The sequence below is a fragment of the Nitrosomonas cryotolerans ATCC 49181 genome, from assembly GCF_900143275.1.
Lineage (GTDB): Bacteria > Pseudomonadota > Gammaproteobacteria > Burkholderiales > Nitrosomonadaceae > Nitrosomonas > Nitrosomonas cryotolerans.
Window position 1 is genome coordinate 808202 of sequence record NZ_FSRO01000001.1, and the last position, 12834, is coordinate 821035.

Consider the following 12834-nt stretch of genomic DNA (forward strand, 5'->3'; position numbering starts at 1 on the left):
TACAAAAAAGAATTGGTCTATGCAAGTTAATAACAATGTAAGAACAGGAAGAAATTGCATTTTTAATCTTCATGTTAATTTGGTCTTTGTAACAAAATACCGTAGAGATGTTTTATCTGGAAGGGTATTAATTGATTTGGAAGAAATATTTAAAAACGTGTGTTTGGATTTTGAAGCAGAATTGGTGGAATTTAACGGTGAGCATGATCATATTCACCTTTTAGTTAACTATCCACCAAAAATTGCTATTTCTAACTTGGTAAATAGTTTGAAAGGCGTTTCAAGCCGACTTATTCGCAAAAAGAATTATCCCGAAATTAAAAATAAGCTTTGGGGTAATATGCTTTGGAGTCCAAGCTATTTTGCGGGTAGTTGTGGTGGAGCACCACTCTCGATTATTAAGCAATATATTGAACAACAGCAAAGACCGCATTAAACAGGCTTCGCCTGTGCGCTTATATCTCCGCCCTGAAGGACGAAGTTTTACGCGCTATTTGATAAAATTTTTCTAGCGCCGGTAACGGTCATAATGATCAGCAAAAAACGAAAGCAAGTTATTCAATACGAATGCGGAGGCATTGAAAGACGCTAACGTATTGTTTTTACATTTAGATCACCCCTCAGATTTGCGATGATAGAATGACGATGGCAGTCAACGACATGATCATTGACCATACCAACAGCCTGCATAAAGGCGTAAACTATCGTTGGACCAACAAATTTAAAGCCTCTGGATTTCAACTCCCTTGAGATTTTTCGGCTGATGTCCGTTTCAGTCGGCACATCCTGCATGGTTTTGCAATTGTTCTGAAGCGGTTCGCCATCGAGAAAACCCCAGAGAAAATTCGAAAACCCGTTTTCTTTTTCCATGATATCCAGATACAGGCGGGCACCTGCGATAGTACCGGTGATTTTAGCGCGATTTCGAACAATGCCCGCGTTTTGCATTAGCTTTTCGACTTTTTTATCGTCATAGCGTGCGATAAGGGAAGGTTCAAAGTTATCGAAGGCCGCTATAAAACTGGGCCGTTTGCGCAGAATCGTAATCCACGAAAGTCCGGCCTGAAAACCATCCAGGATCAGTTTTTCAAACAAGGCCCGATCATCATATATCGGTACACCCCATTCTTCATCATGATAGGCTACGTATAGCGGATCTTTGCCGCACCAGGCACATCGATGTATTTCATCTACTTGAAGGGCCATATCCATTCTCTAATTAATCTGAATTATAAAACAACAGGCTTCTATTTTATTAAGCCGAGATCAAGCGATTTTTTGATCGCTTGTCAATATATTTGACCGCCAATCAGGCTTCCAGTACATTATCAGCTTGATGAAAAAGGGCGTTTATTTTTTCTATATTCGGCGCATGCTCACCTTATAAAGACGGTCTGCGCAATCCAATATTTTTTGCTTTCTGTTGTGGCTTTCAATCACCGAGACGTCATAATAGCGGAGATTTCTCATTCGCAGGATAGAGCATGCCCCATACTGAACTCGTTATTGCCCTGGTGTTACTGATTGCTATGTTGTGCCAGTGGACCGCCTGGCGTGTGCGCCTGCCGGCGATCCTGTTTTTGTTGATTGTCGGGCTGGTGGCGGGGCCAATATCCGGCTGGCTTAACCCCGACCTGCTGCTCGGTGAATTGTTGATGCCGATGGTGTCGCTGTCGGTAGCGATTATCCTGTTTGAAGGCAGTCTGACACTAAACCTGCATGAAATCCGCGATGTGAGCAAAGTGGTGCAGCGCATGATTACCGTCGGGGCACTGGCGACCTGGGTTATCGTCGCGCTGGCGACACGTTTTATTCTGGATTTTTCCTGGCAGGTGAGCGCGCTGTTCGGAGCAATAATGATCGTCACCGGGCCGACCGTGATAGTGCCCATGTTGCGCTCGGTGCGACCCAATAGCAAGATTTCCAATATTCTGCGTTGGGAGGGTATCGCTATCGATCCTATCGGAGCGCTGATGGCAGTATTGGCCTATGAATTTATTCTTGCCAGTCTCGAACACCAAGTCATCTTGCATGTGTTGGGAGTGTTTCTCGAAACCGTGTTGGTCGGTGGCATCAGCGGCATTGTGGCGGGTTACGTGCTCGGCCGCTTGCTCACCAAAAGCTGGATTCCTGACTACCTGCAGAATATGGCCACCCTCAGTATGGTGCTGGCTTCCTTCAGTATTGCGAATGCAACGCAGCACGAATCTGGCCTCATTACCGTCACGGTGATGGGCATGTGGCTGGCCAATCGGCGCGAGGTGGATATCCACCCTATCCTCAACTTCAAAGAGCACCTGAGCTTACTGCTGATTTCGATATTGTTTATCCTGCTGGCGGCACGCATTGATTTGGAGCAGTTGACCGAAATTGGCTGGCAGGCGCTGTTGTTGTTGCTGGTGCTGCAATTTATTGCGCGTCCGGTAAAGATCTGGATCAGCACCGTAGGGTTGGATGTCAGTTGGCCCGAGCGCGGTCTGCTGGCCTGGATTGCACCGCGCGGCATTGTCGCGGCGGCGATTGCGGCCATCTTCGCCGATAAGTTGGTGGCCGCGGGTTATGAGGATGCGGCGCTGTTGGTGCCACTGACCTTTTCCATGATTATTGGTACTGTGGTTCTGCAGAGCAGCACGGCGCGCCTGCTGGCGGTTTGGCTGGGGGTGGCGGAGCCGCCACCACGGGGTTACTTGCTTATCGGTGCCAATGCCTTTTCTATTGCTCTGGCAAAGGAATTGAACAATCTGGAAATTCGCTGCGTGTTGGCGGATCCCAGCTGGGATAGCGTGCGCGAGGCGAGAATGGCAGGGTTGGAAACCTATTACGGCAATCCGGTCTCGGATCATGCCGACTTGCACCTGGATTTAAGCGGTATCCGCGGGGTGCTGGCGCTGTCGCGCCTGCGCTACATCAACGTCATTGCGGCGGTGCATTTCCGCGCAGATTTTGGCGCCGACAAGATATTCAGCGTGGCTGCGTTGGCAGATAAAAATCAGGCGGATCAGCACAAGGCCTCCAGCAGCTACCTCGGTCGACGTTTGTTTCGTGATGATTATACCTATCTCGACTTGGTCGGTATGGTTGCCAAAGGCCAGCGCATCAAGCGCACTACTTTGACGGAAGAATTTGACTGGCAAACCTACTGCGAGAAATATGCCGCTACCCGGCTGCCATTGTTTCTGGTTGATGCCAAGGGCATCGCCACGCCGTTCAGCAGCGATGCTGAACTGAAACCGACCACCGGCGCAACCATTCTCTCCCTGCCACTGCGGGAGGAAGGTGTGCCTGAGATTGAGGCTGTCGCGGAGCCATTGCCTGATTTGACTTGAAACAACAGCGCTGTGAACAAAACCCTGTGGTTCAATGTCGGCATGGAGGACCGGTGAATGGCATACCGGTTTCTTGCTGACGGATAACAGGTAGCTTCTCCTGGCCGCTGCTGTTTTAGTGCCCAGCATTCACGCTTCATATTTGCGTGTTCACGCGCATATTTCTCCATGTTTCCACTTTGCTTTGCTTTATCTGGCGATTATCCTTGTTCATGCATTAATGGGTGTTTTTACTTCTGATTTTGCTGCGTTACCTATTTGTTGTGCTCATCGGCATTATCAAGACCGCTGCATAACTGGTTATCTCGGGCTGGGCAAGGTTTTAAGTGTTTGATTTATCAATGCTGCAAGTAATCAGAACAGCTTAAAAACACAGTTATGCAGCGGTCTTTTATCTGATACTGGATGGCATCTATCGCATGCACGGCCAGAAGTATCTTGGTGTTAAGCCCCCTTTTGTGCGACTCATGTCCTGATTTGCGCCCTTGCCCTCGGCGGCATGGGGATGATTGCAATGACTGACATCAATCATAAGCCACTCGTAATCAGGATCGCCAATCAGGGCTTCCTGTAGTTTTTTGATTGCTTGTCAGTTTGACTGCCAATCAAGCTTCCAGTACATTTCAGTTTGATGAGTAGGAGTGTTTATTTTTCTTATTCTCACCTCAGCCGCGTTTCAAAACCCAGGCTAGGTGACAGGTTTCATCAGGCGTGAGTGGTGGGGTGCGCATAGCGACTTTTATGGTTGTTCAGCGAACCTCGTCTTTTGTAATAACGGTACATATGTAGTATAGGTCTGGACGGGAGTCAAGAGTTGTTCTTCTTGGCATAATCCATCCACCTGAGAAGGGGGAGTACATGGGAGAAGACGTCTACAAGCACGCGTTTACACCAGCCGAGCATCAGGAATTCAGTGTGCGCCTGGAATCCCAGTTGAGGGAGTTGCGTGAGTTGCTGACGCAGGATGCTTTCAATCGCCGCGAACCCAGCATCGGTGCGGAGTTGGAGTTGTATCTGGTTGATAACGACTGTCATCTACCGGCCGCCGTTAACGAAGAGCTGTTGCGATTGGCTAATCACCCGCAGTTGACGCCGGAGTTAAACCGGTACAATCTGGAATTTAATCTTTCCCCGGTTGCGGCGAGCGGTAAGCCTTTTTTTGCTATGGAAAAGGAGCTGCGCGAGTTTCTCGACGTCTTACAGGGGCATGCGTTGAGTATTGGCTCGAACATCATCCCTATTGGTATCCTGCCGACGCTCAAGAATGAGCACCTGAGTCAGGCTTACATGACCGATCGTGCCCGCTATCATGGGCTCGCAGAGGGAATTTGTAAGCTTCGTGGAAAATATTTTCATATTGATATTAACGGTAAGGATCATCTGATCATGGACGGTGAAGGGGTGACCGTGGAAGGCGCCAATACGTCCTTCCAGGTGCATCTGCGGGTGGCAGCTGATGAATTTGCACAGGTATTCAACGCGGCGCAGCTGACCACTCCTATGGTGTTGGCCATGGCCGCGAACTCACCGCTGATTGGTGGTATGCGACTTTGGCAGGAATCGCGTATCGCACTGTTTAAACAAAGCATTGATCTTCGTGAGCACGGCAATTCGGATTGGCGACAACCGGCAAGAGTATCCTTCGGTCACGGTTGGGTACGTGAAGGGGCTTGGGAGTTATTTGCAGAAAACGTCGCCCTGTATCAGCCTATCATGCCAGTGCTGTATGCCCCCGAGGCGCGAACAGTGCCGCGGTTGCCAGAGCTTTCACTGCATCACGGAACAATCTGGCCATGGAACAGGGCAGTGTACGATGCCACTGACGGTGGCCATTTGCGGATTGAGTTCCGAGCGCTCCCCGCTGGGCCGACTGTGATTGATATGCTGGCCAACGCGGCGCTCTCCATTGGCTGGGCAGTGGGTTTGGCTGACTCTACTGATCAGCACCTTGCGCGTCTGCCTTTTCATTTTGCAGAGCTCAATTTCTATCGTGCGGCTCAACACGGTCTTGATGCGAAGGTCATCTGGTCGCGCAAGCGCGCCGGAGGAGTGGAGGAAATCCCCATTGTCGATTTGATCGAAGAATTTCTGCCACGGGCTCGCATCGGTCTTGAAATGCTGGGTATTGACGATGATGAGATTGACCGCCTGTGGCATGTGATCGAGCGACGTTTTGAAACCCGTCGTACCGGTGCTGCCTGGCAACTGAGGGAATATGAACGTTATCGTGAGAGCTGCGATCTGGATGAAGCCTGTTCACGCATGCTCGCCGACTATATCGATCATGTGATGGAGGGCAATCCGGTGGCTGACTGGTGTTAAACGTTATACGGGCACCACGGCGTGAAGACATCGCGCCTCGGGTCAATGAGTTCCTGCGCGCTTTGCCGGGTCCGGTAGCCATTCACTTGCCAGGCAGAGATAGCTCCAGGACGCGGGTATTGGTTACGTTGTCACATGGCAATGAGCCATCCGGACTGGAAGCTTTGCACTTGTGGTTACTTGGTGACGAGCAACCTGCGGTTAACGTGGTGGTGATATTGGGATCTGTGGAGGCCGCCCGGGCGGAGCCGTTGTTCTTCTTACGTCAGTTGCCTGATCAGCGTGATTTGAATCGCTGCTTCAACCCACCTTACAACAAGGATGAACAGGGTCAATTGGCCCAGTCTATCCTGCGTTATATCCGTGATTTAAAACCCGAAGCGGTCGTGGACATGCATAACACCTCCGGTTCCAGCGTTGCCTTTGCGGTCACTGTGGGCGATACGCCTGCACAGCGTGCTCTGGTCGGCCATTTTGTGAATCGACTGATTGTCACCGACCTGCGTCTGGGATCACTCATGGAGCAAGACCTGGGATGTCCGGTGGTAACCATTGAGGCGGGTGGCAGCCTGGATGAAAACTCGGATATCGTTGCCCAGCAAGGGATGCGTAATTTCTTTCTTGCCAGTGAATTATTTTCAGAATCACGGGAGATTGCACTCTTTCGGCATCCTTTGCGACTCGAACTGCGCCAGCATTCACGAATTGATTACGCTGATCGTGCTCTGCATGATCGCGATATCACCGTGCGTCAGGACATAGAGAAGTTCAATTTTGCACCAATTGATGTCGACGAGATGCTGGGTTGGCTGGGCGTTGATGGACTATCCCACCTGGTAATTGGCAGTGCTTGTCAACAACCTCACGCGGTGTCGGAATTTTTCCGGGTTGAGGCAGGTTGCCTTTACCCGGTCCAGCGTATGCACCTGTTCATGGCAACGACGCGACCCGACATTGCCGCCTCAGATTGTCTGTTCTATTTCGTTAACGACGTTACGATTGATACCATTTAGGGAAATGAACATCTAGAGACTTTTGCAAAAGCCCTCGCCAGAAGTTTTTAACTATTGGAGTTTTTCAAAGGTCTCATCTATTCTATTACGTCCGTTTTATGCGGGAAAATCCTTATTAAAACAGTTCACATCAAGGCGTTTGGATATATGGTGAGCACCTTCCCTTTAAGGTGGCGAGGATACTGCTCGCGATAAGCACAGCTCTAAAAGTATCCTTCGTGGAGCACCATGGCCTTCCACGCGGCCAGGCACAGTAATGTGAAAAAAGCGGCCAGTAAATCATCAAGCATGACGCCTAAACCACCCTTTAATTTATGGTCGTAGTATCGGATGGGCTGTGGCTTGGCTATGTCAAAAAAACGAAATAGGGCAAATGCCGCCGCTTGCCATATCCAATGATCAGGTGTGAACAACAAGACAAGCAGAAAAGCGACTATCTCACCCCACACCATACCTTGGTGATGCTGTCTGCCCAGCACTTTACCCGTAATGCCACAGGCCCAGATGCCAGCAATAAACATAATATCGATGAGTAATAAAAGCCCGATAGGTTCCAGGTAATAATTGCACAACCAGAATAAAGGAAAGGCTGCCAGTGTTCCAATCGTACCTGGCGCGATTGAACTCAGCCCAAGACCGCCTCCAAACGCGATAAAATGCACGAATCGACTGGATACAAAATTCCAATCAGCCGGTGGGTGCGATGATTTATCTTTTGATGGGTTCGTATCAGCTATGGAAGTGGTCATACCCCTTTGACTCCATTATGATTGGTTTACCTTGTCGGTCTTTCACAATTAAATCTTTTCCAGGCCCGATTTTTCCAATACGCGTCAATGAAATGGAGAGTTCATGTGAAAGCATGTCAATTTCCTTTCGATTTTCCGGTGGTGCGGTAAAACAGAGTTCATAATCATCTCCGCCTGCCAGCAAACAGCGGATGGCCCATGGCTGGGGCAGATATTTCTGCATAACGGTCGAACAGGCGATCGCGTTCATCTGAATAGTAGCCGAAACTTGAGAATATTCCAGTATATGTCCCAGATCGGCCATCAGTCCATCCGATATATCAATCGCACTGTGTGCGAGCCCAATCAGCCGTTGCCCCAGTTCAACGCGTGCTTTAGGTGTATACAATGCGGGTAGGCATTGTGTAACTTCACTGGTCTCAAGAACCTGTCGCTGCTGTTGATGAGCTAACACTAATGCGGCATCCCCCAGGAAGCCAGAAATCCAGATATCATCACCCGGTTTTGCACCACTTCGTCGCAGCGCTTTTTTCTTAGGTACTTCACCGATAATTTGTATGCAGATATTGAGTGGGCCACAGGTGGTATCTCCACCAATCAGGTCAACCTGATGCTGTTGGGCAAGCTCAAAAAAACCTTCTGAAAAGGCACTCAGCCAGGCTGTATTTTCTTGTGCCAAGTGGTTGGGAAGTGTGAGGGAAAGTAATGCCCATCGGGGTTTTGCACCCATTGCGGCCATATCGGAGAGATTGACTGCTAACGATTTATAACCGAGGCTGCGCGGATCGGTATCAGCCAGGAAATGCTTTCCGGCTACCAGTGTATCGGTCGAAATGGCTAATTCCGATTCACCTGCAGCAGCAATGAGTGCAGCATCATCGCCTATCCCTAATACGGTGCCAGTAGTTGGGCGTATAAAATAATGACGAATAAGATCAAATTCTGAATACATTCTTTAATAATTACGCTGGAGAGAATCATATAAAAGGATATGGTGCATTCTACTGTCCAGTTTATCCGTACCGACGTTTTTAACGTAACGCGGCAGCGGATATTGATAGTTTAACCTTTGGGCTGGGTCCGTGCTGCGACCTCTATTGCGCGCAATTGAACGGCCAGCTTGTCGAGTACACCGTTAACATATTTGTATCCATCAGTGCTTCCGTAGCTCTTGGCCAGTTCTATTGCTTCATTAATGATAGCCCGATAGGGAATTTCTGGATGATGCGCTAATTCATAAGTGCTGATGAGCAGGATCGCAAATTCGACCGGACTCAGTTCATCAAGAGGACGATCCAGACACGGTTGAATTCTTTCTTGCAGTATGGCTGTGTTATTCAATACGCCATGCAGCAGATCGGAAAAGTATGGTTGGTCTGCTGTCATGAACGTATCCGTTTCACGTAACTGGGCTTCAATGAAGTCTATACTGCCGCCTGTAACACGCCATTGATAAATGCCTTGCAAAGCAAATTCACGCGAATGTCGTCGTCGACTTTTTCTGTCTGTAGAATTGCTTTTCTTGTTTGTTGCCGGTGGTACAGGTATAGCAGCGGTCATTGCTCAATTTCATCAAGTTTAATTTGAAGGTTCGCCATTTCTATCGCAGCACGTGCCGATTCAGCTCCTTTTTGACTCATGCGGGCTATTGCCTGGTCGTCATTTTCAGTCGTGAGTATTCCATTGGCAATAGGAATTTCCGTGTCAAGCTGTACGGTAGTGATCCCACGGGCTGATTCATTGGAAACGATTTCAAAATGATAAGTATCACCCCGTATTACCGCCCCTAATGCGATGAGGGCATCAAATTGATCGGATAAAGCCATTTTTTGTAATACGAGCGGAATTTCCAGTGCACCAGGAACGCTTGTCAGCACTATATTAGACGCCTGTACACCATATTTTATGAGTTCTTCTGTACAAGCACTCAGTAATCCTTCTCCCACGTCAATATTAAAGCGACTCATCACGATACCAATTCGTAATTCAGATCCGTTCAGGTCCGTTTCATACTCTATAATGTTGTCATAGTAAGCCATTTTTGCTCCCCTATACCAATTGTAATGATGTATATTGCAATGTTAAGTTCAGAAAATATCTTTTCCGGTGAGTGAGATAAGTCTGTTCTTTGTTGTTATTCCATATAGCCGGTTACTTCGAGGCCAAATCCGGTCATGCTTGGCATTTTCCTGGGTGTTGCGAGTAATCGCATCTTGCCAACCTTGAGGTCCTTTAATATCTGAGCTCCGATGCCATGACTACGCAAATCTGTTTTAGTCGTATTCAGGTGCTCAGTATTGGATGATTTAAGACGCGCTATCAGATCAGTTGAATTTTCTTTAGGGTATAGCAATACGATAACTCCCTGCTCGGCTTTAGCAATGAGGCGCAATGCATTATTAATACTCCAGGAGTGCGTACTGTCATCGATACTCAGTAAATCAATGACAGATAAGGGCGCATGTACTCGTACTAATGTTTCAGTTGCAGGATTTATATCACCTTTTATCAAGGCAAGATGTGTCGTATTGGCTGTTTCATCACGATAGGCGGTCAGCAGGAACTCGCCATGTATGGTTTGAATGAAACGCTCAGCTACCCGGGATACGAGACTCTCTGTAAGGCTACGGTAATAAATCAGATCAGCAATAGTGCCGATCTTAAGCTGATGCTTTTGGGCAAATGTGATTAAGTCTGGCAAACGCGCCATGCTGCCATCCTCTTTCAGAATTTCGCAAATAACCGATGCCGGGGTCAGCCCCGCCATGCTGGCTAAGTCACATCCTGCTTCGGTGTGCCCGGCACGGACCAATACCCCTCCTTTCTGCGCCATAAGTGGAAAAATATGACCCGGCTGAAGGATGTCTTCCGGCTTCGCATCTGGCTTTACGGCCACCTGAATAGTACGGGCCCGATCAGCAGCAGAAATCCCGGTTGTTACCCCGCTCGCGGCTTCGATAGAAAGTGTGAAATTGGTGCCTAATGGAGAATAGTTGGCAGAAACCATCAGGGGTAAATTTAATTGGTGACAGCGTTCCGCTGTTAATGTTAGGCAGATCAGTCCACGCCCATGTGTGACCATAAAATTAATGGCCTCTGGGGTGACAAAATCGGCTGCGAGAACCAGATCTCCTTCGTTCTCACGGTCTTCTTCATCAACAAGAACTACCATTTTGCCGACCTTGAGATCGGCGACAATATCTTCGACCGCGCTGATTACCATGTTTGTATTGATCCTGTTTATACGTAAACGTTTATTAATCGGGCGATATACCGTGCCAGCATATCCGTTTCGAGATTCACACTGAAACCAGGTTTAAGTTCATTTAATGTTGTCATACTAAGGGTATGCGGAATGAGATTAACTGAAAACACATCCCCTTCGATCTGATTGATCGTTAGGCTGACGCCATTAACTGTAATTGAACCTTTTTCTGCCATGTATTTTAACAATGAAGAAGGTGCTCTAATCGCTAACAGAACACTTTCTCCTACCGGTTCAAATTTAATGACTTCACCAACACTATCAACATGGCCACTGACCAGGTGTCCCCCCAGTCTATCAGACAGGCGCATTGCTTTTTCCAGATTGACGCGTGTTCCTAATTGATCCAGGTTTTGTGTGCAATTCAATGTTTCCCGTGAAACATCTACTGTGAACATATCCGGATATATAGCGGTTACTGTAAGACAGGCACCATTTACAGCAATGCTGTCTCCTGTTTTCATATCATTTAAATCTAATCCGCCAGCTGTGATATTCAGACATAATCCATGCTGTTGTGATTTTTCTTGCGGTGTTATCTGTTTTATCTCTCCGATCGCTTCTGTGATGCCAGTAAACATTGAATAGCTCCTTTTAACTTCAAGTTAGTTAATGCGGATAATCGGGATAGCGAACTAGAGTTAATGAAGGCCTGGCAGGTTTGGAGATAAAGGTGGGTGATATTTTTTCATGATATCGTAGTATGCGCGTACCGATTCTGTCAGAATAACCGCTTCTCCACCACGCGTACGACCATATTTTAAAGTGTCAAAATATTTTTTCTTGCTTAGTAACGGTAAAGTTTTTTTTAAATCTATCCATAAATCCGGCTTTAGGTTGATACGGCGTGCCAGCGTGCGTGCATCTATAATATGTCCATAACCTTGATTGTATGCCGCGAGCGCAATCCAGGTACGATCGGGTTCGGTGATGCGTTGTGGCAGTCTCTTTTTCAATAGCTGCAAATAGCGCGCACCCGCTAGTATACTCTGTTGTGCATCAAGCCGGTTTGCCACTTTCATGCGTTTTGCGGTATCTTTTGTCAACATCATGATTCCTCGCACACCCGTTCGCGATGTTGCCAACGGATCCCAAAGCGATTCCTGGTAAGAGAGTGCGGCAATCAAGCGCCAGTCTATGTCTGTTAGTGCTTCTGCCTGATAAAAGTGCTTGCGTAGATTTGGCAATATGGCTGACATATCGTCTAGGAAATGACGTATATCAGCTTCTTCCAATCGATGAAGATGCCCATTATAGCGATCAAGTAATTGATTTAAAGTTCCATCCCGTTTTATCCGGGTAAAAAACTGTCCTGTTTTACCTATCAGTGCTTGTTCAGAAAATTTTGAGAAAATCCAGCAACTATTTGTTGCTTCGCCCAAATTGAATGCGACACCCAGATTAGGATAGAAATGTTTTGCTCGTTTGATTTGAAGGGAATCCGCAACGGTAAAGGTAATGACATCTTCTGCTAATTTTACGAGTAAATGATCACTGGATGTCTCCACGGCCAGCCATTTTAGATCAGGCAGTAACTGTTTAATGTTGCTTAATCGTGTTTCATAAATGGTGCCTGCTGGAATCTCAGTTGTCTTGCCAATCAGATGGGTAAAGTCTGCTGGCTTGGGCTGTGTTGTGTTGTAAGCGATCTGATGCTGTATTTGTTGATAAACAGGCCCCAGACGGAAACGGATCAGCTGGTTATCTGGAATCTGTAGGCCCATGGCAATATGTCCTTGTTGTGCCTGCAATGCAGCCAATGCTTGATCGGGTCGCTGCATGACTACGAATCTCGTTTTTAATCCTAATTCACGAGCAAACTCAGTTGCCAAATCGTATGTTAGGCCAGAATAACCACCATTCGTATTTTTATAGAAATTAACCGAATGTTTTACAGTGATGATGACCAGTTCATGCGTTGTTCCAAAGGGCGGCACTGGCTTTTTAAATGAATCGCAGCCGGACAGCAGGCATCCTAGAATTATCAATATAAAACGTGGTGAGGTCGTTCGCATGAAAAATAGCATTATCGAATACTAGATTGTACAGCGACACGAGATTGACACTGGATTGACCTGCATGTCTGTATCCGGTCAGTGTTCGCGATTATCGTTGTTACTCGTATCGATGAAAAAAGAAAACGGTATCCCAGAATCCTG

Annotated in this window: 12 protein-coding genes and 1 pseudogene; 4 read left to right on the top strand and 9 right to left on the bottom strand. The window is 47.5% G+C overall.

The genetic code is table 11. From position 1 onward, the window contains the following. Nucleotides 1–19 precede the first annotated feature (19 nt). Nucleotides 20–436 (top strand): IS200/IS605 family transposase, encoded by a 417-nt coding sequence (tnpA, locus tag BUQ89_RS03555; RefSeq protein ID WP_074202493.1) that lies wholly within the window; start codon nucleotides 20–22, stop codon nucleotides 434–436. 152 nt (nucleotides 437–588) lie between these two features. On the opposite strand, the gene BUQ89_RS03560 is transcribed toward tnpA, so the two are convergent. Then, nucleotides 589–1206, bottom strand: coding sequence for a DNA-3-methyladenine glycosylase I (locus BUQ89_RS03560; protein WP_281250603.1), 618 nt, complete (start codon nucleotides 1204–1206; stop codon nucleotides 589–591). A gap of 278 nt (nucleotides 1207–1484) precedes the next feature. Between BUQ89_RS03560 and BUQ89_RS03565 the strand changes: the two genes are divergently transcribed. Next, on the top strand, nucleotides 1485–3326 hold the full coding sequence (locus tag BUQ89_RS03565; RefSeq protein ID WP_051537467.1) for a cation:proton antiporter: 1842 nt from the start codon (nucleotides 1485–1487) through the stop codon (nucleotides 3324–3326). A 416-nt stretch (nucleotides 3327–3742) separates the two neighbouring features. Here BUQ89_RS03565 and BUQ89_RS13445 read toward each other — a convergent pair. Beyond that, a pseudogene (locus BUQ89_RS13445) lies at nucleotides 3743–3885 on the bottom strand (IS5/IS1182 family transposase); the annotation flags it as partial. 299 nt (nucleotides 3886–4184) lie between these two features. Between BUQ89_RS13445 and BUQ89_RS03575 the strand changes: the two are divergent. Next, on the top strand, nucleotides 4185–5648 hold the full coding sequence (locus BUQ89_RS03575) for a glutamate-cysteine ligase family protein (protein ID WP_028460587.1): 1464 nt from the start codon (nucleotides 4185–4187) through the stop codon (nucleotides 5646–5648). Next, nucleotides 5642–6661 (top strand): M14 family metallopeptidase, encoded by a 1020-nt coding sequence (locus tag BUQ89_RS03580; protein ID WP_051537468.1) that lies wholly within the window; start codon nucleotides 5642–5644, stop codon nucleotides 6659–6661. Before BUQ89_RS03575 ends, BUQ89_RS03580 begins: the two co-directional genes overlap by 7 nt. A gap of 203 nt (nucleotides 6662–6864) precedes the next feature. On the opposite strand, the gene BUQ89_RS03585 is transcribed toward BUQ89_RS03580, so the two are convergent. The 7 genes from BUQ89_RS03585 to mltF all read right to left on the bottom strand — a co-directional run bounded on the left by BUQ89_RS03585 (nucleotide 6865) and on the right by mltF (nucleotide 12690). Continuing rightward, nucleotides 6865–7410 carry a phosphatidylglycerophosphatase A family protein gene (locus BUQ89_RS03585; protein ID WP_028460589.1) on the bottom strand — a complete coding sequence of 182 codons (546 nt, stop codon included), beginning with the start codon at nucleotides 7408–7410 and terminating at the stop codon, nucleotides 6865–6867. Beyond that, a complete protein-coding gene (gene thiL / locus BUQ89_RS03590; RefSeq protein WP_028460590.1) occupies nucleotides 7391–8362 on the bottom strand; it encodes a thiamine-phosphate kinase in 972 nt (323 codons plus the stop codon). Before thiL ends, BUQ89_RS03585 begins: the two co-directional genes overlap by 20 nt. Nucleotides 8363–8472: 110 nt before the next feature. Further along, the gene (gene nusB / locus BUQ89_RS03595; RefSeq protein ID WP_028460591.1) at nucleotides 8473–8970 is read right to left on the bottom strand and encodes a transcription antitermination factor NusB; all 498 of its coding nucleotides are present in this window, start codon (nucleotides 8968–8970) and stop codon (nucleotides 8473–8475) included. After that, the gene (gene ribH / locus BUQ89_RS03600; RefSeq protein WP_028460592.1) at nucleotides 8967–9449 is read right to left on the bottom strand and encodes a 6,7-dimethyl-8-ribityllumazine synthase; all 483 of its coding nucleotides are present in this window, start codon (nucleotides 9447–9449) and stop codon (nucleotides 8967–8969) included. The genes nusB and ribH overlap by 4 nt, the downstream gene beginning before the upstream one ends. Nucleotides 9450–9544: 95 nt before the next feature. After that, nucleotides 9545–10633: a bifunctional 3,4-dihydroxy-2-butanone-4-phosphate synthase/GTP cyclohydrolase II gene (gene ribBA, locus BUQ89_RS03605; RefSeq protein WP_028460593.1), complete on the bottom strand. Its 1089-nt coding sequence runs from the start codon at nucleotides 10631–10633 to the stop codon at nucleotides 9545–9547. Between the two features lie 17 nt (nucleotides 10634–10650). Beyond that, entirely contained in the window at nucleotides 10651–11256 is a 606-nt protein-coding gene (locus BUQ89_RS03610) for a riboflavin synthase (RefSeq protein ID WP_028460594.1), read from the bottom strand. A gap of 60 nt (nucleotides 11257–11316) precedes the next feature. Further along, nucleotides 11317–12690 (bottom strand): membrane-bound lytic murein transglycosylase MltF, encoded by a 1374-nt coding sequence (gene mltF / locus BUQ89_RS03615; RefSeq protein WP_028460595.1) that lies wholly within the window; start codon nucleotides 12688–12690, stop codon nucleotides 11317–11319. Between the last annotated feature and the right edge of the window lie 144 nt (nucleotides 12691–12834).

Bases quoted from the DNA above. Each gene is read 5' to 3' on its own strand.
- tnpA (WP_074202493.1), top strand. From the start codon at position 20: ATGCAAGTTAATAACAATGTAAGAACAGGAAGAAATTGCATTTTTAAT.
- BUQ89_RS03560 (WP_281250603.1), bottom strand. From the start codon at position 1,206: ATGGCCCTTCAAGTAGATGAAATACATCGATGTGCCTGGTGCGGCAAA.
- BUQ89_RS03565 (WP_051537467.1), top strand. From the start codon at position 1,485: ATGCCCCATACTGAACTCGTTATTGCCCTGGTGTTACTGATTGCTATG.
- BUQ89_RS03575 (WP_028460587.1), top strand. From the start codon at position 4,185: ATGGGAGAAGACGTCTACAAGCACGCGTTTACACCAGCCGAGCATCAG.
- BUQ89_RS03585 (WP_028460589.1), bottom strand. From the start codon at position 7,410: ATGACCACTTCCATAGCTGATACGAACCCATCAAAAGATAAATCATCG.
- thiL (WP_028460590.1), bottom strand. From the start codon at position 8,362: ATGTATTCAGAATTTGATCTTATTCGTCATTATTTTATACGCCCAACT.
- nusB (WP_028460591.1), bottom strand. From the start codon at position 8,970: ATGACCGCTGCTATACCTGTACCACCGGCAACAAACAAGAAAAGCAAT.
- ribH (WP_028460592.1), bottom strand. From the start codon at position 9,449: ATGGCTTACTATGACAACATTATAGAGTATGAAACGGACCTGAACGGA.
- ribBA (WP_028460593.1), bottom strand. From the start codon at position 10,633: ATGGTAATCAGCGCGGTCGAAGATATTGTCGCCGATCTCAAGGTCGGC.
- BUQ89_RS03610 (WP_028460594.1), bottom strand. From the start codon at position 11,256: ATGTTTACTGGCATCACAGAAGCGATCGGAGAGATAAAACAGATAACA.
- mltF (WP_028460595.1), bottom strand. From the start codon at position 12,690: ATGCGAACGACCTCACCACGTTTTATATTGATAATTCTAGGATGCCTG.